General features: G+C 68.0%; 13 protein-coding genes and 1 tRNA gene. 8 read left to right on the top strand and 6 right to left on the bottom strand.

The features are described from left to right. The first annotated feature begins 11 nt into the window (after positions 1–11). A complete protein-coding gene (locus ACFYNP_RS33520) occupies positions 12–3,401 on the top strand; it encodes an ATP-binding domain-containing protein (protein ID WP_388790893.1) in 3,390 nt (1,129 codons plus the stop codon). 397 nt (positions 3,402–3,798) lie between these two features. Beyond that, the gene (locus tag ACFYNP_RS33515) at positions 3,799–4,134 is read left to right on the top strand and encodes a hypothetical protein (RefSeq protein ID WP_388790891.1); all 336 of its coding nucleotides are present in this window, start codon (positions 3,799–3,801) and stop codon (positions 4,132–4,134) included. Positions 4,135–4,395: 261 nt separating this feature from the next. Here the strand turns inward: ACFYNP_RS33515 and ACFYNP_RS33510 are convergent, their stop codons facing one another. Then, complete coding sequence (locus tag ACFYNP_RS33510) at positions 4,396–6,012, bottom strand: hypothetical protein (RefSeq protein WP_388790889.1); 1,617 nt, start codon at positions 6,010–6,012, stop codon at positions 4,396–4,398. A gap of 1,001 nt (positions 6,013–7,013) precedes the next feature. Between ACFYNP_RS33510 and ACFYNP_RS33505 the strand changes: the two genes are divergently transcribed. Further along, positions 7,014–7,595: a hypothetical protein gene (locus ACFYNP_RS33505; RefSeq protein WP_388790887.1), complete on the top strand. Its 582-nt coding sequence runs from the start codon at positions 7,014–7,016 to the stop codon at positions 7,593–7,595. A 237-nt stretch (positions 7,596–7,832) separates the two neighbouring features. Here ACFYNP_RS33505 and ACFYNP_RS33500 read toward each other — a convergent pair whose 3' ends face one another. Next, complete coding sequence (locus ACFYNP_RS33500; protein ID WP_388790885.1) at positions 7,833–8,180, bottom strand: helix-turn-helix domain-containing protein; 348 nt, start codon at positions 8,178–8,180, stop codon at positions 7,833–7,835. 145 nt (positions 8,181–8,325) lie between these two features. Here ACFYNP_RS33500 and ACFYNP_RS33495 point away from each other — a divergent pair, with 145 nt between their 5' ends. The 4 genes from ACFYNP_RS33495 (at position 8,326) to ACFYNP_RS33480 (ending at position 12,121) form a co-directional block, all read left to right on the top strand. Continuing rightward, positions 8,326–9,273, top strand: coding sequence for a hypothetical protein (locus ACFYNP_RS33495; RefSeq protein WP_388790883.1), 948 nt, complete (start codon positions 8,326–8,328; stop codon positions 9,271–9,273). 212 nt (positions 9,274–9,485) lie between these two features. Beyond that, entirely contained in the window at positions 9,486–10,400 is a 915-nt protein-coding gene (locus ACFYNP_RS33490; protein WP_388790881.1) for a hypothetical protein, read from the top strand. Between the two features lie 342 nt (positions 10,401–10,742). Continuing rightward, on the top strand, positions 10,743–11,885 hold the full coding sequence (locus ACFYNP_RS33485; RefSeq protein WP_388790879.1) for a hypothetical protein: 1,143 nt from the start codon (positions 10,743–10,745) through the stop codon (positions 11,883–11,885). A gap of 160 nt (positions 11,886–12,045) precedes the next feature. Then, a tRNA-Arg gene (locus ACFYNP_RS33480) sits at positions 12,046–12,121 on the top strand. A gap of 622 nt (positions 12,122–12,743) precedes the next feature. Here ACFYNP_RS33480 and ACFYNP_RS33475 read toward each other — a convergent pair. The 3 genes from ACFYNP_RS33475 to ACFYNP_RS33465 all read right to left on the bottom strand — a co-directional run bounded on the left by ACFYNP_RS33475 (position 12,744) and on the right by ACFYNP_RS33465 (position 16,452). Further along, entirely contained in the window at positions 12,744–14,996 is a 2,253-nt protein-coding gene (locus ACFYNP_RS33475; protein WP_388790935.1) for a hypothetical protein, read from the bottom strand. 146 nt (positions 14,997–15,142) lie between these two features. Then, positions 15,143–15,874 carry a DUF3800 domain-containing protein gene (locus tag ACFYNP_RS33470; RefSeq protein WP_388790877.1) on the bottom strand — a complete coding sequence of 244 codons (732 nt, stop codon included), beginning with the start codon at positions 15,872–15,874 and terminating at the stop codon, positions 15,143–15,145. A gap of 233 nt (positions 15,875–16,107) precedes the next feature. Then, entirely contained in the window at positions 16,108–16,452 is a 345-nt protein-coding gene (locus ACFYNP_RS33465; protein WP_388419958.1) for a hypothetical protein, read from the bottom strand. A 470-nt stretch (positions 16,453–16,922) separates the two neighbouring features. On the opposite strand from ACFYNP_RS33465, the gene ACFYNP_RS33460 reads away from it, so the two are divergent. Beyond that, the gene (locus ACFYNP_RS33460) at positions 16,923–21,341 is read left to right on the top strand and encodes a molybdopterin-dependent oxidoreductase (protein ID WP_388790875.1); all 4,419 of its coding nucleotides are present in this window, start codon (positions 16,923–16,925) and stop codon (positions 21,339–21,341) included. Positions 21,342–21,378: 37 nt separating this feature from the next. Here ACFYNP_RS33460 and ACFYNP_RS33455 read toward each other — a convergent pair whose 3' ends face one another. Beyond that, positions 21,379–23,367, bottom strand: coding sequence for an MFS transporter (locus tag ACFYNP_RS33455; protein ID WP_388790873.1), 1,989 nt, complete (start codon positions 23,365–23,367; stop codon positions 21,379–21,381). Positions 23,368–23,476: the final 109 nt, after the last annotated feature.

The following is a 23,476-nucleotide window of genomic DNA, read 5'->3' as shown; positions in this document are numbered from 1 at the left end:
GAGGGATGCACATGGGCACCACGACACGTGACGAGATCATCGCCGTCGAGCAGAAGGCGGTGGACCACGCGTATGACTGCTATGCCGCGCGACTGGCTGAACTTACCGGGGGTTCGGTCGCCTCGGCCTCCGCCAGCGGCAAGGACAGCGTCGCCAACCGGATCGAAGCCGAGGAGCGGGCGGCGTCGTACGGCGGTCTCGGCAACGAATCCCTGGTCATCAGTCGTGTCGACGTACAGGACGAGCCTGACCCCTGGTATGTGGGACGACGTGGCGTCAGCAATCCCGCAACTGGCGACCGTGTGGTCCTGCTGTGGACCAGCCCGCTGGCCAAGAAGTGGTTCGAGGTCCGGCCTGACGCCCCGGGCGAGGTTCTGCTGCGGAGGCAGTTGCGCTGCGTCCAGCGTGTCGTCGAGGACTACTTCGACGAGATCGCCCCCGCAGCCACCGTTCCGCAGCCACGGCCGGCGGCGGACGACGCCGAACCGGAGGCGCTGCCTGCGATCCCTGCCACCGGCATCCCGAAGGGGGGAGCACCACGCCCGCCCGTTCCCAGCCCCGTCCTCACCCCCGCCGACATCGCCCGCATCCAGCGCCAGAAGCCACTGCAGCCAGACGAGTTCCTGCTGCGCGAGCTCCAGCGCTCGCGCAGCGGCAACATGCGGGACATCGTCGAGACCATCCGCCGCGATCAGATGGATTTGGTCACCGGCTCGCCCTCCGACATCCTCGTCGTGCAGGGCGGCCCGGGCACCGGCAAGTCTGCGGTCGGCCTGCACCGCGTGACCTGGCTGGTCAACAACGAGCACTTCAAGGCCCAGGACATCCTCGTCGTCGGCCCTCACCAGCGGTTCCTCGACTACGTCGGGCAGGTCCTGCCCACCCTCGGCACCCGCGACGTCAACTCGGTACAACTGACCCGCCTGTGGGACGGCGAGATCCTCGGAATCGACACCGCGCAGGCACGACTGGTGAAGTCCGACGAGCGCATGGCGGCTGTCCTGCGACAGCGCGTCGAGAACGAATGCCGTCCCGAGGCCCTCGACGACCTGCTCACCGCCGCCTCCTACGAGGGCGACGAACCGGGTTTCACTGTCACCGCCGGCAGTACGACCCTGCGCATACCGCGCTCCGAAGCCCTCGCCCTCCTCGACGAGGCCCGCAGCGGTGACGGCGCGTACCGTGAGCGGCGCGACCGCTTCCGCAGCCTGCTAGTCGACCGCCTCCTGCAGGAGCTCGTCGCCATCGCCTCGCGCCGCCGCGTCGACGACACCATCCGTCGCGACCTGGAACGCAACCGTAGGGTCGAGCGCCTCATCGAACGCGTCTGGCCGTCATCGGGCGCCAGGGAAGCGCTCCGGAGCCTCTACGACTCGCCCGACCTTCTGCACACCTGCGCCGACGGCATCCTCGACGACGAGGAGCAGGCCTCGCTCCACCGCCCCCGGGCCGCCACGGCCGCCGACGACCCCTGGACTCTCGACGACCGCGTCTGCCTCGAAGAACTCCGGTACCTCATCACCGGGGAGACCCCACGGCGCTACGGACACATCGTCGTTGACGAGGCGCAGGACCTGACTCCCATGCAGGCCCGCTCCCTGCGCCGCCGCCGCGCGGTGAACGGCTCCATGACCGTCCTCGGCGACCTCGCCCAAGCCACCGGGCCCCACCCCTACGACGACTGGGACCGCCTCGGCACCCTCCTCTCCGACCACGGAGACTGGCGCGTCGCCCAGCTGAACACCAGCTACCGCGTGCCCGCCGAAATCATGGAGTTCGTCGCACCCCTGGCCCGCACGGTCGCCCCCGCACTGCCCTATCCGCAGGCCGTACGCCAGGCAGGCGAGGACGCCGTCCGGACGACGGCGACCGAGCCCTGGCGACTCCTCGACGACACCATTGCCCAGGTCACCCGCCTCGTCGGCACCAGCGACGGGCACACCCCTCGCTCCGTCGCCGTCATCGTCCCCGACGACTCCGGCTGGCTCGACGAGATCAGCCGCCAGCTGGACCGGTCCGAGAGCATCGATGACCAAGGACGCCAGGCGGTATCCGTCCTGGCCGCCGCCCAGGCCAAGGGCATGGAGTACGACCACGTTCTCGTCGTCGAGCCCGCCACCCTCGCCGACCGCGGCCCGGCCGGCCTGCGCCAGCTCTACGTGGCGCTCACCCGCAGCACTCAGAGCCTGACCGTCCTGCATACTTCCCCGCTCCCGGAGTCCCTCACGAAGACCGACAGCACTACCGAACACGCACCTATCGAAGCCGAACCACGCATGGCAGGCGGTGACGTGCCCGACATCGGCACCGACATCCGGGTCCGGGTGAGCGGCATGGGGCCCGGCGGCCGCTATCAGGTCAAAGCCTTGTCTCCCGTCGTCCGCACCCCCTTGGTCCTGACCGTCCGCCACGGCTCTGCTCCACCGCGTCCGGGCGACGAACTGGACTGCTGGGTATTCGCCCACGAGACGAACCACTGTGTGATCACAACAGACCAGCGGGGCAGACAGCCCATCTCGTTCAGGATGGCGGAACGCTACGTGGCAGCACTCGGCGTTCTAGACGAGCTGATCAGCGGTGACGGCACGGTCCCAGAGGACGCTCGCGAACGTCTCTCAGAACTCAAGGGCATGGCCAACCGCGTCCTCCGTCGGGACCAGGCGGACTGGGTGGATGTGCGGCGCGTGCTCGGAAACCCGGACAGGGACCGTCTGGGCGTGCTGCGCAACCTCGCGGCAGGCGCCAACCGCGCGCTCAAGGACAGCACGCTGAATGTCAGCCAGCTGCGGGCCGAGCTTTCGGAATCCACCTGGGCTCAGGCCCTGACCGAAGCGCAGGAAACGCTCCGGACTCGACTTGCCGCCCAGGCCGAACCTGACTCCGAGAGCGCCCCCGCCACCCCAGTGCCCCAGCCCGAGCAGAAGGAAACCGAACCCGTGACCACCACCGACAAAGCACCCGCCGCACCGGCTTCGACCACAGAGAAGGGCTTCCTGTACGCGCTGGAGACTTCGGCAGCCGCCGATCGCACCTGCAAGAAGCACGAGGCGGTGCGCCATGCCTTGAAGTCGGCCTTGTTGTGGTCAGACATCCAGCCGACCGACTCAGAGATCGTCGACGTCAGCTGTGTCACGGACCGCGGCGTATTCGTCTATGAGGTCCTGGGCGCCGGCCGCTGCACCTACCAGGACCTCCGCTCGGGAGCCACCCGCCTCCTCGAGATCAACCACACCCTGACTACCCCAGCGGCCGGCCTCTATCTAGTCCTCTGCGAGCCGCCTGCCGAGGACTGGTCGGCCGACACTGTCCGCGACGTCTTCAACGTCCACGTCCTCTGGCGGAGCCCTGGCGGATGGGGCGGCCAAGACGCAGAAACTGCGTTGGGCTCCCCTGGGGCATGACAACACCAGACACCGTGGCGGGTCGTGCACCAGTCTGCCGGGCCTCGAACTTCACTCGGCCCTCAGGTATCGGCAACCGGGCAGTACTGGGGTAGGCATCTCTCCACGGCCAAGAGTGATGACCACATCTGCAGTTGCAAGGTAGTCGGCTTGGGCGCCTTCCATCAGCCCACCCAGGGGGCGCGCCTCAACCCGGCCTTCCCAGCATGCCCTCTCACTCGTTCGACACCAAGGAGTGGCTACTCAAGTAGCAGATCCTTACGTTTGAGGTGTGCCACTCTCCACTACCCCCTGGCCCCGGTTAGACCGCCGCGTCTACCTCCTCTTGCTGGACGACCAGCGTCGTCTCCTGCTGTGCGGCGGATGCTGTGGCAGCTGGACCGTCCCTCAGGTACGCATGACAGCCGGCACCGACTTCCTGGAGTCGGCCACCCGATTCCTGAAGGAGCGATTCAAAGTGGCGAATCCACGCTACGGGTCGGTCTATGGAATCCGAAAGTCACCCATCGGTGAAGACTGGGAATTCGACCAAGCCACGGCTGCACGGGTCTTTATCGTCCGCATCAGCGATGCTGAAGGATCGGCGATTGAGGAGCAGTCGGTCGCACACACTCGATGGAGCATCGAGGAATTGCACAGACGGAGGAGCGATATTTACCCGGAAGGCATCGTCCTGCTGATCACTGGCTACGTAGGAGGCTGGATTCCCGATGGCCCCATCACCCTCTACTGAGAATGACGCCCAGAGCCCGCTGAAGCTCCCTGATCAGCGATCCACTCATCAAGCGAAACTTTCCTCCCGATGCGACGAGACCAAAGACCATTGGAGTGAAACTCGGGTAGATGACCGCGAGACATCACAGCCTTCGAAAGCTGCGGGATCGGTTTTCCAGCAACATGACTCCATCAGGACCAGGGCATACCAACCCACGGAATCGACAGAGCAGGGAACTTGCTACATGGCATACCTGGCGGCCTGTCCACCCTTCGCCCGTTACCGTCCGTCTGCACGTCCGCGCCACTGCTCCAGCACTAGCCAGAAGTCGCGAGGCCAAGACATGGTCAGAGGGTCGAAGGAATAGTTCTCGGCCGTAGCCTTCTTCCACAGGACCTCGGCGCGCTCAGCCTCGCCTGACAGAAGGCGCGCAGTCGCCAGGTGGCCTCGGGCCACGGCGTACTCTCTCGCCTCCGCGGCACTCACGAGGGCAGGCCAAAGTTCCCACACCAGGTGCTTTTGGAGTTCCCGAAGGTGATTACCAGCCGTCTGGCAAATTGAGGCACCCACGTTCCGGTTCACTTCGTCCATCTGATGGTCGAGTTCACCGGAGCGATCGTCGTCATCATCCCAACCATGCTCCTCGACGAGTTTCCTCCAGAAGTCCCAGGACCGCTCCGCCTCTGCACGCGCCTGCCCTTCCAGTTCTTCCTGAGTCAGTCTGGGGAAGTCCTGATCACCCTGCGCGTCGAGGTCCGAGATTTCCAGCGCCAAGTTCGCCTCGCTGCCGAACCTGATCTGCGTAAGGACCTCCAGCAGACGAAGCGAGGCTTCGATGCCGTCATCACGAATCAGGCCGCAGATGTCTGCGATGTCCTGCTCGACACTGTCCCAGTCAGTCTCCGCGATGTGGTTATCGAGCTGATCTGCCAGCCAATCTGCCGAGCCGCGACCTCGCAGGTCGTCCAGCAGCTCCTCGATCTTGGAGCCGAGCCGGTCCACGACGGCCTCGGGAGTCTCCCTCTCCCGCTGTGCTGCTGCTTCACGCTGCGTACGCTCGGCAGCCTCTCGGCGTCGGTCACGAGCCAGCCGAGCGGCCGGGAGGCGGGTCTGAACTGCTCGCATCTTCTCGGCCATCGCCGGATCAATCGCGTCCAGCCGCTCAATGGCTTGCATCCTATGTCCGACTTGCACGATCGGATCCGCTGCGAGACAGCACAGCAAACTCGTCGCATCGTGGGGAGCACGCTGCGCCACGGCCATCACCAGCGCGAAACGGTCCGCGCTCGTTGCCCCGGAGTGCGCCACGAGTTGCTCCACGGCACCGGGAACGTAGCCGGCCGGGTGCTCATACTCGGCGAGAGCCAGACCGACCCTCATCCGCGTCATCAGCGGGGCTGTCTCATCCTCGGCAAAGAGATTCGCGGTCCACACCGCCCACCCCTCGCGCACCGCGTCAGCCAACCAACCCCAGCCGTTCTTTGGCAGCAGGTTTCGAGCCTCCGCGTAGCCCACATCATTCGCACGATGCACCAGAGCGTCAGCTGCCCGGTGACGCAGTCCTGCCGGAAGGCCCTTGGTACCCGCGACGAAGCAGAGGCCGACGGTGTACTCAGTATAAGAATAGGACGGCCGATCAACGTTAACCCTGGACATGCTCAAGATGCGCTGCAACTCATCGTGCCACGGGCCTGGAGCCTGGACCATGAACGATGCGGCAGCCAGTGCCGCCCTGCCACGGATCTGACACGCCTGCAAGCTGGAGATCCGCCAACTGTCGGCAAGTGAGTCATCGGCCAAGCGAACCAAACTGTCGAGGATGACATCGTCTGGTTCTCTGTGACGAGCCGACACGTCACAGTCCGGCAGCAGCTCGGGTCTCTCAATCCCCGCCATATTGTGCCCCCTTGATCGGCAGTCATGGGCATCCTAACTCCGTAACATTCAGCACAATGGGCGTCCCCCATCTCAAGCAGGCGGCCTGAAAAAGGCGTTCATCGGCTAGAGGCGGCCTTGACCGTGACGATCCGCCCCGCTGCCAGGCGGGACATCGTGGCCGGGGCTGAACTGACCTCGCTCTGCGCGCTCCCTGGCCGCTGGCACCACCTGCTCCGTCGTCCGCTGGCCGCATTCCAGTGGCTCGCAGCCGGCCATTCCTTCTCTGGCAACCGCCTTCGCCCTCTCCGGATTCTCCGTCTATGCCGTCCTCAAGGGCCTGATCCCGCTGTTCGCCGAACACGGCGCAAGCTCTGCGGCAGCCGCCTGGGCCCTGGGACTCGACGACGCCGGACAAACCCTCGGCCGCACCGTCTACGGGACTTTGGCCTCCCACACCTCGACCACCACCCATACAGTCACCCTGATCGCGTTGGGGGGAGCCACGGCCGCGCCCCTGGCCCTGGTCCCCGGCCCGGTGCCGCTCCTGGTCGGTCTCGCGGTCCTGGCCGCAGTGGTCCGCGGCAATCTCACTCTGCTTCAAGCCACTGCCATCACCAATCGCTGGGGGACCTCCCCTACGGCCGACTGTCCGCACTTCTCAGCGCGCCAGTCCATGCCGCAGCAGCTTTGGCGCCCTGGGCTGGCGCTGTGCTCTCAGGGGTCTCGGTGGATATCCGCAGCTCTTTGCCGCCCTCGCCGCTGTCTCGCTCATTGCGGCAGTACTGGCATTCACTGCAGAGCGCACCTGAGAGCAAGTTTTACGAGTCATGACCCAGCTCGATCGCAGAGCGCTCCAAGGGCAGAAATGCCTTCTGACTCAGTCCAGTTGGAGCAGATTTTCGCGCAGGCCAGCGAACAGATTCAATCGCACGTGACCCGCACCAATCAAGATTAGTCAGCTGTGCGCTTGGGGCTCAGAAGGGCAGACGGATGCCTTACGCCTTCCCTAGTGTTGCGCCATGAGCCTGATCGACGGCCGCTCGCCGTCCGCGGACTGGGTCGCCAAGGACATGGAGGCGATGCTCAGGGAGTGCGACGCACTCATCCTGTCCAAAGATGAGCTCACGCGTCGCCTGCAGGAGTCCATTGAGACCCTCCAGCGCGAGATGGCCAAAGCCGCCGAGGAACGCGAACAGGCAGCGCTGCAGCGGCAGAAGGCCCGGGAGTGGCTTGACGACTTCCAGGCCACGGTCCGAGAAGGGGCCACCCTGCGGGCTTCGCTACGGCCTCAGGAATCCGTCCAGCTGAGACTCGTACAGTCCTTATTGGAGCCCCCAGCCGAACCTTCGGCGCATGCGGCACCCGTCCGGGTCGAGGGCTCCCGTTCGATCGCAGCCATGCAGGTCATCAGCAGCGACCCGCGACGCGCGTGGAGCGCGTCGGATGTGGCCCAGCTACTCGAAAGCGGCACCCCTGGCGCGGTGCGGCGAACCCGGTGCCTTCTGGAGCATCTGCAACGACTGTCCGTACTGCAGAAGGTCCACAGTTCTGACGGAAAGCGGGCGTATTACCGGCTCGCGGTCTCATGGGAGGCCGCTTAGACGAGGGTCGGCAAAAGGCGACCGCCGCCTCAGGCACGGCCAGGTTCCTAGGCCAACACCGTGCAAGGGGCGGCGGTCTTGAGACGGCTTGGCCGCCGCATTCGACGCTAGCTGCCCATTCGGGCATGCGCGGGATGTTCGGCCATTTCCACGACATCGGATGGTCGGTCAGACATGCCCTTTTCGCTGTTTCGTTCGGAGCACGGCGCAGCCACCGTGGAACTGCTCGATCCCGCGTCACCCTTGGGGCGGCAGCGGCTCTCGTGCGACACCGTTCTCGTCGACGGGCCACTCGAAATGGCGGGGCCAGAGCATCTCCCCAAGGGCTATTTCCAAGCTCGCCACCGTCAGGATGTCGGGCCACGTCTCGCCCCGCAGCACGTACGTGATCACCTGCCGGTTGACGTCGGCGGCGGACGCGAGGGCATTGGCACTCAGACCCTGCCGCTCCATCGCCTCCGACAGTGCTCGGGCGATCGCCTGGCCGATCTGCGCAGGCCGGTACCCGTCCATCACTGCGTACGGCCAGCTGGCATCGAGCGCGTACTCGCACGGCCTCTTGCTACGTCTCGTTCCTCCAGCCACGCGCCCAGTGTGACGGAGGTGCTGCCAGGATGCGCAATCACATCTCACACGCTACTCAAGTAGCAATGCCGTGTGTAGCCGATACCCACGCCCGCTTCTCGGCGGTCCGCCGCCCGGGCCTGATCACGACACGTACTGGAGGTGAGTGGTGACGGTGCAGGGGCGCTCACTGCTGGCGCCGAACGAACGGCTGTTGCCGACTTACAGGCTGCGCGCAGACGACCAGCTCAAGGTGATCCGCGTCGCGTGCTCAAGTGCCGGCCCGTTCATCAACGCGTTCCGGCTGGCGACCGATACCGGACTGACCGAGAAGAACTGCGGTCTTGTCCCGGCATTTCTGTTCGCCACCGGCCTCCTGGAAAAGGCAGGTGGGCACTTCTCGAGGTACCGGCCGACGAGCAAGGGCCGGAAGGTAGGGGCTGCTTGGCAGAAGGGCGAGCGGGAAGGCCTGCTCGCCCTTCGAGACGCTTGGAAGCAGCAGTGGTTTGCCCGCAGCATGAAGGAACGCCTCGAATCCGGACCGGCAGCCCGCGACGGGCTCCTCGCCCGGCTCCTCACCGCTGCAGGCGCGGATGGTCATCGCATGCGCCAAGCCGAGGCTCTGCTAGACCTGCTGGTCGCCATCGGCATGATCGTCCCTGATGGCGACGGTTTCATGTGCTGGCATGAAGGCGCCCCCGCGGACCAGCTGAAGGAGACCACCCGGGATGCGGCGACGCAGCAGCCCCCGACACCTTCGCACCCCTCCGAGGGCGTCGGCCCGACCGAAATGCACGCTGAAACATCACCGGGAGATCGCCGCTCCCCGGCAGAGCCGACAGCAGGCGACCCCCGCCACAGCGACGACGAGGAAGGCTGCTCTCCGGATCCGGGGGCCGCTTCCATTCCGCCGCCCCGACAAGAGACAAAGGAGCCTGCCACGGACTCCGGCCCGACGGCATACGCCGAGGTGGACCTCCTCGCCCTGCTGTGTCCGCCTGTCCTACTCGCCGACCTGGTCCGCCTGAGTCCGGAGGAGCTGATGCAGCTGCACGGACACCTTCGCGGTCTGGCCGCCCTGACAGCCAAGCTCAGGGGGCAGCCCGCCCTCTGACCCTCACGTACGGTCCGGCAGCGCCTTCATCCCTTGGCCGGGTTGGCGCTGCCGGCCCCCTCCTCCACCCATCGACCCCGCGGCAAGACCGCACGGAAGGGGCTTCGGCATGCCCTCACACAAGGAGAGGAGCGCTGCCCACGGTAGCGCGACCTCGCGATGCAGCGCGTGGGATTCACCCGCACGGAACACGGTCCCGACGGGGGGCCTGCGTGGCTAGGCCCACGATCAAGGAGGCGCTGCTGCAGGTGTCCCGCGTCTGGAAGCAACTCGCGTGGGACGGGGTGATGAGCATCGAGACCGTCGACGAGTACATCGAAGTCACCGAACGGCTCATCGACTTCGCCCGAGCTCACCAGATCACTCGGCTGGATGACGTCACCCCAGCGCTGGCCGAAGCGTTCGTCAATGCCCCGGGGCACGACCGGCACCGAGGCATCATTCCCACTCCTGCAGGGAGCACCCGCCGTCAGCGACGCTCCGCCGTGACGTCCCTGTTCGCGCATGCGCGTGCGCTCGGTCTGACGAAGGCCGCACCGATGGTCGACTCCGCGCCCATTGCCCGTAGTCCCCGTCGGCCGGGGGCGGACCTCCAGCCTCATGAAATCGCCCGACTGCAGTTCCACTCCGAGCGGGGCATGCCGGCCACCCGCCACGCAGCCCTACTTGCCCTCCTCCTCGCAGGATTCTGGAGCGCCGAGGTCGGCGCCGCGTCCAGCGCCGATCTAGATCTCACCGCGGGCACCGTACACACCAAGGGCTCGACTCGGACACTCGCCCGGACCTGTCCGCTGGACGAGTGGGGCGTCTATGTCCTGGGGTTGCGCGCCACGCATCTCGGCAGGCGAGGGGCGGCCCCGTACCGGCTCGTGGCCAGTGCCACCTCCGCCCCGAACGTGGTGCAGTCCAGCGTAGGGGCAGGCTTCGGGGACATCGCGCGACGCAGCGGACTGTCCACGCGCGCCCGCAAGGTCGAGCCCCGCGACATCACCCGCTACGTCGCCCGCAAAATCCTCAACGAAACCGGCCGGCTATCCGAGGTCGCCCGCCACCTCGGCCTGTCCTCTCTCGACATCGCCGCCAGCCTGGCCAATCTGCAGTGGCACACAGGCGGTGATGCCGCATGACCGCTCCCAGGAAGCGAGCCCGGCGCAAGCCGGTGACGAAGCAGCCGGCCTACGTCATGGCCGAAGTCCCCCGACGACACGTTCGGCGCAGCCACCGATCCCCTCCCGCCCAAGGGCCCGGAGGCCCCACCCCTGACCACAGACGAGCGGTTCGAGTACCTCCTGAACAACCCCGACCTCTACGCAGCCGCACAATCCCTCCCCGGTCCCAGCCGCGTCGGACGCCCTGCCCACCACCCACCCGTCGTCTATCTGATCTTCCTCTGCGCGATCTCCTTGTTCGGCTCAGCGCGAGCTACCGCCTGCCACCTCCAGCGTCCCCTCTGGTGGGATCTCGTCCGCATGAGCATCCGTACCCACATGGGCGATGCGGTCGCCGACGCCCTTTTGCCGGTCGGCCCGACCAGAGGCCAGTGGAACTACTACTTCCACGCGAAACTGAAGCCTGCCTTCGCCGAGGTACGCGACATCAGCCGAGACCTGTGGATCCAGCAGGCTCTCGACCACGGGATGCTGAACGAGACGGGCACTCGGGTCAGCCGGAGCTACCCCGAACGCCACCAGGTCATTCACGCCGATGCCACCGTCGCCTGCCCGCCCTCCTCACAGAGGCACAGCGAGACCGTCAACGAGGTGACCGGAGAGATCCGCTCGCACCGCGTCGACCCTGACGCCAGCAATACAGTCGAAGGCGGTGGGACCCGCGTGTACGGCAACAAATTCCTCTCCGCGGCCGTCCGCCTCGGCAACATTCCCCACAGCCGAGTCATCCTGGGCATCGAGTCCATCCGCCACAAGTCGGCCAAGCGCGCCCCCCACCGCGACGACGAAGGCACCGCCTTCGTCAAGCTCGCCCGGTACGTCCTCGGCCGAGCCCCTGGCCTGCGCGCCATCACCTACGACACCGCCCTCCGCGGATCCCACCGTGCACCCCTCATCGCGGACGGCCTCGTCGTCTTCACCACCCAGCACGGAGGACTCGCACCCGAGTCTCTCCAACGTTTCGAGGACGGTCCCTGCCGCCACGACCTCTACGTCGCCGAGGGCCGCGTCTGCAAACGTCTGATCACCGACGACGGCACCACTCACTACACGCCGCTTCCTGTGGAAGAACTTGAGCGCCGCGAGTCGAAGCGGACCCGCTTCTACCACCGGCTGACCATCCCCTGTCGGGTGAAGAACCACACCCTGCGCATCCGAGTCGACGAAACCCCGGAGGACCGGGAGATCGACCCCTCGATCAAGCGGCAACGCTTCAACCGCACCGAGCACCTGAGGCAAATACCACCGGACACCCATGCCGGCCGCCGCCTCACGGGCTTCCGCCAGGACAGCGAGTCCCAGCACTCCCGCTTCGACCAGAGCTACCCCCACAAGAGAGTCCCTGCCTACGGGGCCGACGCGGCCCTGCTGATCTACATCGGCTATGCCTGGCTGAGCAACTCCGTCGCCCGAGCCAAGATCACCCACGCGCTCGCCGCCTGAGCCAGTGCGCACATCTCTCCGCCCTTGGATCAGGTACCACCCGCTACACTGACCGCGGTGGCTACGCCCTCACGGGCTGCCACCACGACCTGTCGCCAAGCAAGCCTGAGCGGTCCGCCCATCCCGGCAGACTTTCAGACACGTTTTCCGACAGATCCCCGCCTCCGTAGCTCAGGGGATAGAGCACCGCTCTCCTAAAGCGGGTGTCGCAGGTTCGAATCCTGCCGGGGGCACCAGCGAAAAGACCGCACCTCAACGTTGAGGTGCGGTCTTTTTACATCTACGGCTGACATCAACGAGGCCGGTCACCGGCGCCCCGCACGCCTCAGCCGGTCCATGTGGCTCATGGCCTCGCACTGCCGTCCCGCACGACGTGGATTGAGACAACCAGGGTTGCCGGGAGGAGATGATCACCTGCAATGTGGCCAACCTCGTCGAAACCACCGGCGAGCGGATGCGCGTGAGCTGAGCCCGTGGACGTCGGGCGAGATCCCTCGCGGTCGCCGCTGTGGTCTTCCTCTCCAGCCGTAGGAGGAGGTGCCGGACGTCGGCGGTCCCGAGGGACCGCAGCCGCTTCCCTCCCATCATCGGGCCGAGGTAGAGGCGGAAGCGCGCCTGCTCGGCATCAAGCGGACGACGCCCAAGCGGTCCCCAAGCTCAGAGCGCGAGTTCGATCCCCATCACCCACGCCATGACGAAGGCCCAGGTCGTTGACCTGGGCCTTCGTCATGCGGTGAAGATGCGGTTGCGGGGGCTAAGCCATCAAAATGCGGTATTCGCGGTGAACCAACTCTCCGAGCCGGTCCACGACGAGTCCGGACATGGCAGAAGCCGGCAGAGGAAACCTGGGTTCGCCCCCTAGTCTTCGTCGTCCTCTGACGCCTCCGGCAAGGTCGGGTCATCGCCCTGAATGCCACGCCGCAGGTTCTCAAGGTCGGTCTGGAGCTCAAGCAACGACTGCCGCAGCTCCTCGAAGTCGGAAGACTCCATGACCGGCGGCCAGCTGCCGGCCGTACGGTCGATCTCCGTCAGCCTCTCCAAGGCGTATCGAGCACTTTCCAGACCGGCCCGCAGCGTACGCCGGGATTCCGGTGCTTGCCGCAGAGTCGGAGCGCCATCGCCAGAACCGCCGAACGAGACCTCGCCCGGCTTGGGTTCGGGCGAGGCGGTCTCCACAATTGAAGGGTCTCCGTCGGCCGACTGGTCTGCGTCCGGACCGGTACCCGCGGGCTGTACGGGGCTCAGGCGCGCCAGGTGTTCCGCATAGGCGGTGCTGGCACGCACCTCGTCGGAAGCCCACACGACGTCCCACTCGTACAATGGAACAGGTACACCGTTCTCGTCCCGGGCGATCCTGTCCGGCTGCTCGATGTCTACCTTGAGGTGGACGTAGGCCATGCCCTCTTCGTCCCTCCGGTCCCGGCGAACGAGCTGCCGTACCGGTTGGGCATTCTCAGGCAGCGAGCCGTCCTGGAACCTGTTGGCGGTGAGCGCCAGCAGCCACAGACCAAGCTCGTTGCCCTCCGCCGAGAGGTTCTCGACGACCAGGTGAACGTCCGACCTGAACGGCACTCCGCCCTTCTCCTTCGGCCCCATCAGAGTGGAGCCAACGTTGCGGGTGAGGAGTTTGTCAGCGATCAACGAAATGCCGCCGGCCACCGCCAGCGTGCAGCGAGCGTTGGTGTCACCTGCCAGCGCAGGTGACACCAGCGTGGTGAAGTCGGCAGTAAAGACCGGATCCCACTCCTTGAGCACGTCCCGCGTAAGAACACCACCGTTGCCCCAGGCGTTGCGGGCCTGCTTCGAGACAGTCTTCTTGGCACTTCGCCACGGCAGATCGATGATCGGCCCCAACAGTTCGGCGAAACCCTTGGAGCTCATCCGTGAGCCACCCTTGATGATCTTGGCTTGATCCTTGAGCGGATCATAGAGCTCAGGCCGGGTGAGGGCATGGACCAGCTGGATGCCGCGCCACAGGGCGGTGCCCGGGAGGCTGTCGTCCCCGTACTCCCGGGGAAGGTCCGCGGGGACGGTCCGGCCCACCGCCAGGCCGTAGACGACCTGAAGGTCTTCCTTGGTCACTTGCGCGTTGCCGAGCTGAATGACGCGCTTCAAGGCCCGGGTGGCGACCTCGACATTCTGGGCCGCGGCGTCCCACGCCTTGAATTCGACGTGCACGCTGGCCAGGATCGAGCGCATGGCGTCGTCGAAGACATCCTCGGACGCCAGCAGATGGCCCGGATGCCCTACGACGCCGACCGCTATCTGGGCCGGCACCACGTAGGTCTGCGCGATCTGGACTCCGCGGTCGCCCGGCTCCGGCCCTGCCATCGCCTGGGCGAACTCGTCGGCGAGCGTTGTCCGCCAGTTCCTGCGGACCGCCGCCAGCTGTTCAGCCAGCGTTCGACCGTCTGCCGCCGGGGCCCCCGACACCTTCCCGAACAGTGACTCCACCATCAGGTCGGCGGCGTCCGACGCCCCGGCGTCCGGCCCGGCGAGGACCGCCCATGCGCTGGCCAGCCTCGTGATGCCGTCTCGTACGGCCAGGGCGTGGAAGGGCTCGGTGCCGTCATCGAAGGTGAACTCGACCGGATGGGTGATCAGAGGCCGGGTCACCTTTCGGCTGAGGATGGAGACCGCGTAACTGTTGAGCGCCAGGGTGCTGTGTACGGTCTGCCGCACGTGATCCTTCAGGTGCTGAAGGCTCTTGTAGCGATAGCGCACGACGGCGCACGGCTCCCCGCCTTCGGTCGTGCCCACCACCTGTGGGTCGGGTACGTCCAGCACCTCCATTCCCGTGCGAGGCTGGATGCCCGGCAGGAGTTCGCTGAGCCACACCCGGGTGTTGAACGTACGGAGGGTGGCGCCTTCGACGTTCTCGTCCAGCAGAAGACCGACGGGCTCCTGGGCGGTGGGCTCCAGCATCACCGCCACGCCCTCGGGATGAGTCGCCGCCCGGGCGACCGCCTGCCAGGCACCGACGGGCAGCGGGGCAGCCGGATTGGCGAGGCCGGCCGCCTCGACCTTGTCCTGGGCTGACGTATCGGGCGACACGGGCAGGGTGTGTTCGACGTTGGAGACCGCGACGTTCTCCCCCCTCCAGGAGAGCATCACGGATTGGGAAGCTGGGCGGGGCATGCGTCCTCCAGGTCACGGGCGCTGAATGTATGGGAACCTTGGGCTGCGGTCCTGGCCCGGTTCTCCGGATCACCAGGTCCGCCCCGGGCCCCGGCGTCAAAGCCGGGGTCCGGACCTTTTCAGTCGAGTCGGCCGAGATCTATCGGCAGGCCGGATTCGGGAAACACACGCGGGTACCAGTCCCACATGAACGCGCGGGCGGGATACCGGACCAGGAACTGGTAGGCGGCGTGCGCGACAAAATCGGCCGCCTGCAGCAACGGGGTCGCGCGGGCCGGGAGAAGTTCGGGATCCCCCACAACGTGCCGACGGTCGCTGGGCAGTCGACGATGCGCATCCCGCAGTGCCCTCTCCGTGCCGTTGCCATCGACGACGAACCGGCATGAACTACCAGCCTCGGCATGCCAGTTGTTGATCATTTCCACCAGATCCGCGTACAGGGCCTCGCGGGTCGCGCCACGCCGGTACACAGACCCCACGGTCAGCTCGGGCACCTGCGCCAGCGTCTCCAGACCCTGGAGCACTACCCCCGCGGCCTCGCGTTTCCGCTCCGGACCGGGCGCCGGACCCCCCTCCGGGTGCAGCAGCCGACCTCGGCCTCCAAGAAGGTCAACGGCATGGAGCGGATACCCGGGCGTATAGCTCAAGTGCGGCCTGAACTGCAGCTTCTCCAGGAAGGCACTCCACTGAGCATCGGCCACACACGGACCTTCAACCCAAGGGACCCGAAAAAATCCAAATACAGACATATCCCTATTTCCCGAGTCGTCAAGGAAATAGACACTGTCCGAAAGCGACTGTTCCGGAGGCAGATTCGAGGCGGCGGAGACACTCCCTTGAGATGGCGGCATGGCACTTCGAACCGGGTGGGACGGCGGGCGCCGATGGTGGTCCACGTAGGCAACTCCGTTAGCGGGACTATCGGAAGAGGAGTCGCCCACGGCATGTCTGGACCACTCAGACAACTCAGACCGCTGCACGCATCACAGCAGGAAGAACTTTACGAGAGTGACGAATGGCCAGTGCGAAAATATTCAGGCAGGACGGGATCTGGCCGAAAGCTATTGCACCTTGGCCGGTCCCCCTACGTCAGGTGGGTTATAGCTGACGAGAATCGGCCGAAAAGACTGGGAAGCACCGGAGTTCCCATCTTCTCCATCATTGCGACAGATGAGGCGATAGTTACGGCCTCACCCAGCGGGCTGTCCTTCTTGATGACGAAGACGAACTCGTTTTCCGTGGTGGGGAGTTGTCGAGGGAGAGTCATCAACCCCAGTGCATCCAGGGCTTGCGTGATCTGCTCACAGAGCTCGGCACTGAGCCGAACCCGATCGGGAGCGGCGTACCGCTTGATGAAGCGCATCGAGAGGCGCTTCACGCCGTGATCCACTTCAACCGCGTGCGCGATAATAGTGAAGTCCATAAGCATGTAGTTAACTAAATTAAGCCCTTGTGGTCAACGCCGTTAGCGAGGACTGTCGTTGACTCAATCTCCGTGCGACCTCTCGGCCTGGAGGAAGCGCCCTTCACCTATGGCCGCGCAGCAAGGCCCGACCGCGTCGTGACAGTCAGCCCGCACTCGACAACCCCAAAGACGCGGACGCCGTGGAAGCGAGCGCGGTGAGGCCGTCGTCCTGGACTCGTAGGGGCTCCCCCGGTCCGAGCTGATCCCTGTCCCTGTCCCGCATCGACATTGTCGCGGTACGGCACCTCCAGACTTCGGCCCCAGTGGCACCGGCTCAGGCCCGCCCACCCCCACCTCACACCCCCCACCCCACCCCCGTGTGCCCGGCGTAACCCCCCGCCTGCCCGGCCCGTGACGGCGGGGTAATTCGGGGTTTCTAGGGTGGTGGTGAGCGGAGCCCGCCGGGCGATGCGGGCGGAGGGGAAGGGGGCGTGATGGACGGCGGTGGGGTGCGTACGGTCTGTTCGTACTGCGGGGTCGGGTGCGGGATCGTGCTCGATGTGCGGCGGGGTCCGGGCGGGCCGGGCGAAGTCGGTGAGGCGCACGGGGACGCCGGCCAGCCCACCAACCCCGCACCCGGGGACGCCGGCCAGCCCACCACCCCCGCACCACGCGAAGCCGCCCCCGCACCACGCGAAGCCACCCCCGCACCACGCGAGGCCACCCCCGTCCCCAGCCACGTCATCAAGGTCTCCGGGGACAAGGCGCACCCCGCCAACCTCGGCCGCCTGTGCACCAAGGGGGCGACCAGCGCCGAGATGATGGCCGCGCCGGGGCGGCTCGGGCGGGCCCTCGTGCGCGGCGAACGCGGCGGCCCCGCGGTCGAGACCGATGTCGACGAGGCCGTCGCGGCCGTCGCCCGCCGGCTGCGGGGCATTCTGGACGAGCACGGCCCCGACGCCCTGTCCTTCTACGTCTCCGGCCAGATGTCCCTGGAGGCCCAGTACCTGGCGAACAAGCTGGCCAAGGGGTTCGTACGGACGCGGCACATCGAGTCCAACTCCCGTCTGTGCATGGCCTCCGCGGCCTCCGGCTACAAGCTGTCGCTCGGGGCGGACGGGCCGCCCGGCTCGTACCAGGACTTCGACCGCGCGGACGCGTTCCTCGTCATCGGTGCCAACATGGCCGACTGCCACCCCATCCTCTTCCTGCGCATGATGGACCGGGTGCGGTCCGCCGGGGCGAAGCTCATCGTCGTCGACCCCCGGCGCACCGCCACCGCCGACAAGGCCGACCTCTTCCTGCGGATCCGGCCCGGCACCGATCTGGCCCTCCTCAACGGGCTCCTGCACCTCCTCGTCGCCAACGGTCACACCGACGAGGAGTTCATCGCCGAGTTCACCGACGGCTGGGCCGACCTGCCGGGCTTCCTCGCGGACTACCCACCGGACAAGGTCGCCGACATCACGGGCCTCGCCGAGGACGACATCCGGCGGGCGGCGCGCTGGATCGGCGAGGCCGGCGCGTGGATGAGCTGCTGGACGATGGGGCTCAACCAGTCCACCCACGGCACCTGGAACACCAACGCCCTGGTCAACCTGCACCTCGCCACCGGCGCCATCTGCCGCCCCGGCGCCGGCCCCTTCTCGCTCACCGGCCAGCCCAACGCCATGGGCGGGCGCGAGATGGGCTACATGGGACCGGGTCTGCCCGGCCAGCGCTCGGTGCTCGTCGACGCCGAGCGCGCCTTCGTCGAGAAGCTGTGGAACATACCCGGGGGCACCCTGCGCACGGAGGTCGGGAGCGGCACCGTCGAGATGTTCGAGCGACTGGCCGCCGGGGACATCAAGGCGTGCTGGATCATCTGCACCAACCCGGTCGCCTCCGTCGCCAACCGCAGCACCGTCGTGGCGGGCCTCGAAGCGGCCGAACTCGTCGTCACCCAGGACGTGTTCGCCGACACCGAGACCAACGCCTACGCCGATGTCGTACTGCCCGCGACCCTCTGGGCCGAGTCCGACGGCGTCATGGTCAATTCCGAGCGGAACCTGACACTCGGTCAGCGATGCGTCGAACCGCCGCAACAAGCCCTACCCGACTGGGAGTTGATCGCGCGGGTCGCCTGCGCCATGGGGTTCGCCGACGGCTTCACCTACGCCTCCTCCGAGGAGGTCTTCGAAGAGCTCAAGCAGGCCTGGAACCCCAAGACCGGCTGGGACCTTCGGGGCGTGACGTACGAGCGGCTGCGCGCCACCTCCGTCCAGTGGCCGGCGCCGAGCCCCGACGGGCCGGACCGCAATCCGATCCGGTACGTCAACGACGGGGTCAGCCAGGACCTCCTGGAACTCCCGGACGGGACCCGGCCCCGGCTCGCCTTCCCCACCCCCGGCGGACGTGCGCGGTTCTTCGCGCGACCGCACCTTCCGCCGGCCGAACTCCCGGACAGCCACTACCCGTTCACCCTCAACACCGGCCGCCTCCAGCATCAGTGGCACACCCTGACCAAGACGGGGAAGGTCACCAAGCTCAACCGGCTCGACCCCGGGCCGTTCGTCGAGGTCCACCCCGAGGACGCCGCCGCCCTCGGGATCGGGGAGGGCGACCACCTGGAGGTCGCCTCGCGGCGCGGACGGGCCGTGCTGCCCGCCGTGCTCACCGACCGGGTCCGGCAGGGCGAATGCTTCGCGCCGTTCCACTGGAACGACCTGTTCGGCGAGTACCTCAGCGTCAACGCCGTCACCAACGACGCGGTCGACCCCCTCTCCCTCCAGCCGGAGTTCAAGGTGTGCGCCGTCGCCCTTGCCCGGACCGACGCACCCCGCCCCGCCGCACCGGAAGCACCGGAAGCACCGGAAGCACCGGACCCTGAGGGAGGACCTGAGGAGGGACCGGAGTCAGGGGGAGGACCGGAGACAGAGGGAGGAAACGGGGCTCGGGTGGGTCCGGGAGGGGAGGCGGTTGCGGCTCAACTCACCGCGCTGGAAGGTCTGTTCGGGGTCTCCGAGACCGGCGCCGGCCCCGCCCCGTTCACCGCACCCGAGCGGCGCTATCTGTCCGGCTTCCTCTCCGGGCTCGCCCTCGCGCCGCCCGACGGACGGGTCCCCGTACTGCCGCCCGGCGCGCCCATCGCCCCGGACCGTGCGCCCTGGGTCGACGGCGTCCTGGCCGGCATGTTCTCGCGGGCCGGCGCGGACGCCGCCGCAGCGGACGCCACCGGGGCCGCCACCGGGGCCGCCACGGGAGCCACCGCCCGGGCCGCGGCGAAGGCCACCGCAGCGGCCGCCCCCTCGCCTCCGTCCCGGCGGCTGCTCATCCTGTGGGCCTCGCAGACCGGCAACGCGGAGGATTTCGCCACCGCCGTCGCCGCGCGCCTCGCGGAGCCGGGCCGCGCGCCCGAGCTCCTGCCCATGGCGGAGGCGACCCCCGCCCACCTCACCACCGCGCCCGCCCCGGACGTGCTCGTCGTCACCAGTACGTTCGGGGACGGCGAAGCCCCCGACAACGGGGCCGCGTTCTGGCAGGCGCTCGCCGCCCCGGAGGCGGCCCGGCTCGACGGGATCCGGTACGCGGTGCTCGCGTTCGGCGACTCCTCCTACGCCGACTTCTGCGGCCACGGCCGCCGCCTCGACCAGCGCCTCGACGAACTCGGCGCCGCCCGCCTCCTCCCCCGCACCGACTGCGAACCCGACTACGCGGAGGCCGCCGAGCGCTGGCTGCGCGATGTCACGGCCGCACTCGCGCAGGAGCCTCCGGCCGGGGCGGCACCGGTCCCGCGGCGGACCGCGTACACCAGGGACTCGCCCTTCGCCACGCTGCTCGTCGGCAACAGGCTGCTGAGCCGACCCGGTTCGCAGAAGGAGGTGTGGCAGTTCGCCCTGGACACCCGGGACGGCGAGCTGACGTACGAGGCGGGGGACGCGCTCGGCGTCTGGCCGGTCAACAGCCCGGGCCTGGTCGCGGAGTGGCTCGCCCTCACCGGACTCGATCCCGGGGAACCGGTGGAGGTCGGCGATGCGGGCGAAAGGCTTCGCCTTCCGTTCGAAGAGGCGCTGCGCACCCGCCTCGACCTCACCGGGACATCCACCGGCCTGCTGCGTTTCGTCGTCGACCGCACCGGCGCCCACGACCTGAAACGACTGCTTCGCCCGGACAACAAGGACGCGCTGGCGAAGTGGAGTTGGGGCCGACAGGCGGCGGACGTGGTCGGGGCGTACCCGGTCCGCGCGTCCGCGGCGGACTGGGCCGGGGTCCTCAAACGGCTGCGACCCCGGCTGTACTCGATCTCGTCCAGCCCGCTGGCGCACCCGGGCGAGGTCCGGCTCACCGTTTCCGTCGTGCGCTACAGCAACGACCTCGGCCGCGACCGCAAGGGCGTCTGCTCGACCTATCTGGCCGACCGCGCGGACGACGGCCCCGTGCAGGTCTTCGTCCGGCGCTCCGCGCACTTCCGCCCGCCCGCCGCCCCCGCCACCCCCATGATCATGGTCGGTCCTGGCACCGGCGTCGCCCCGTTCATCGGCTTCCTCGAAGACCGCGCGGCCCGCGGCCACACCGGCCGCAACTGGCTCTTCTTCGGCGAGCAGCGCGCGGCGACGGACTTCTACCACCGCGAGGACCTGGAGGCGTACGTCTCCAGTGGGCATCTCACCCGGCTCGACCTGGCCTTCTCGCGTGACCAGCGCAACAAGGTCTACGTCCAGGACCGCATGCGCGAACACGGGCCGCGGCTGTGGCAGTGGCTCCGGGACGGCGCCCACTTCTACGTCTGCGGCGACGCGTCCCGCATGGCCAAGGACGTCGACCGGGCCCTCAGGGACATCGTGGCCCTGCACGGCGGCATGCCCGAGGACGAGGCGGCGGCGTACGTACGGCGGCTCGCCACGGACAAGCGCTATGTCCGGGACGTCTACTGAGCGGGCCGCCGCCTGTCCGGCGCCCCGCGCGGGCGGCTCAGGGTGCCGCCAGCTCCGGCGGGCACTCCGTTCCGCGCGGAATGCGGTACGGGGCGGCCACCCGGTACGTGCCCGGCTTCGGCGCGAGGAGTTCGGTCCACTCGTCGCCGGGACCGGTCGGCTGCACCTTGCGCAGGCAGCCGTTCGGGTTGGTGTACTCCTTCGGCCCGTGGCCGCGGAGCTTGGACTCCGGAGTCTCCTGCGGCGGCACCACACCGTCGCCCTTGTCGTCGACCAGCTTCAGCCACGGCGAGTACGGGATGCGGATCAGGATGGTGCCCGGCGCGCGCACGTCGACCGTGACCTCGCCCTCGCCGAAGTGCTTGACCGTGGCGGGCGGGTCCACGAGCGGGGTCGGGTTCTCGACCGCGAACAGCCGCCAGTGGTCGTCCGACCACACCTGCTTCAGATACGGCAGGCCCTGCTCGATCAGCTTGCCCTCCTGCACCGCGCCGTTGCGGTCGGCCGGGCCGAGCGGCAGCACCACGTACCGGACCGCCCAGCGGTTCAGCCAGGTGTGGTAGTTCTCCGCGTTCAGGGTGTCGTCGTAGAACAGCGGGTTGCGCTGCATGTCCGCCTGCCGGTTCCAGCCGCGGGCGAGGTTCACGTACGGGGTGAACGCGGAGGCCTCGCGGTGGCTGGAGGCGGGGACCACCTCGACCCGCCCGGTCGCGGCGTCGCGCCCCTGCAACTGGTCGACCAGGGGCGCCAGATCGCGTGCCCAGGTCGCCGCGGGGGCGGTGTGCACGATGTCGTCCACCGACTTGAAGCCGATCCACACGTTGAGCCCGACGAAGGCGAGCACCAGCGCGTACCACTTGCGGGACTTCGGCACCGTGTACGGCAGCGCGGCCAGGAGCAGCACTCCGGCGAACAGCATCGCGAGCCGGGTGATGTTGGAGCCGATCTGCGAGTTGATCGCGAAGCAGAGCAGCACCCCGATCCCGTACACCAGGGCGGCCGTGCGGACCGTCCGCCAGTCCTTCGGGACGAGGAAGAAGATGAGGGCCGCGAACAGGAACGGGCCGGAGGTGGTGGCGAGGGACATCGGCTGGGTGCCGGAGAACGGGAACAGCCACGCCGAGAGGGCCACCACGGCGACCGGCGGCAGGCCGATCGCGTACGCGCCCGGGCGGCGCTTGTTGAGGAACAGGGCGGCCGCGACGATGCCGAGGAACAGTCCGGCGACCGGGCTGCTCGCGGTGGCGAGCGCGGCGCAGGGCGCGGCCACGGCCGCCTTCGGCCAGCGGTTCTCGCGCTTGTTGTGCGGCCAGCAGAACACCGCGGCCACCGCGCCGAGCGCGAACATCGTGCCGAGCCCGAAGGTCACCCGCCCCGACATGGCGTTGCACAGGAAGGCGAACAGCGCGGCGAAGGAGCAGGCCAGCGGGTTGCGGACGGCCTTCACGCGCACCAGGATCAGCGCGGTGAGCCCGGCCGACACGGTTCCGGCGATCATCATCGTCGTACGGACGCCGAGCACCGACATCAGATACGGCGAGACCACGCTGTAGGAGACCGGGTGCATCCCGCCGTACCAGGCCAGGTTGTACGCGGACTCCGGGTTGCGGCCGACGAACTCGGTCCAGGCGTCCTGCGCCGCGAGGTCGCCGCCGCTGTTGGCGAAGAGGAAGAACCAGAGGATGTGGGTGACGGCCGCGACGGCCGTCACGAAGGCGACGGGGTGCCGCTTCGGCCAGGAGTCGGGCCCGAGCCGTATTCGCGAGAACCGGGACGTGCCGGACGAGCCGGAGTCGGAGTCCGCGCCCAGGTCCGAGCCGGAGTCGGGGGCGGGGGCGTCGGAAGCCGGGGTACCGGCGGTGTCCGGCCCGGCACCGGGGCCCGGGGTACCGGCGGTGTCCGGCCCCGTCCCGGTACCCGGCCCGGCCCCGGCGGGGCTCGTGCGCGTCCGCGCGCTCGCGGCTCCCGTGGTGCTCGTACTGGCGGTGCTGTCGGCGCGGGTGGGCGTCGGCTCAGCGGTGGTCACTGCGGCTCTCCCGGCTCACGCTGTCTCACCTGGCAATGCGCGACCGTGTGCGGCTGCACACGGTCGGCGCGGGGGCCGTCCGGCCGGCCCTTGCTTCTGGATTGCTGGG

The sequence above is a fragment of the Streptomyces sp. NPDC006691 genome, from assembly GCF_042869955.1.
Lineage (GTDB): Bacteria > Actinomycetota > Actinomycetes > Streptomycetales > Streptomycetaceae > Streptomyces.
This window is presented reverse-complemented; position numbering and strand designations above follow the sequence as displayed.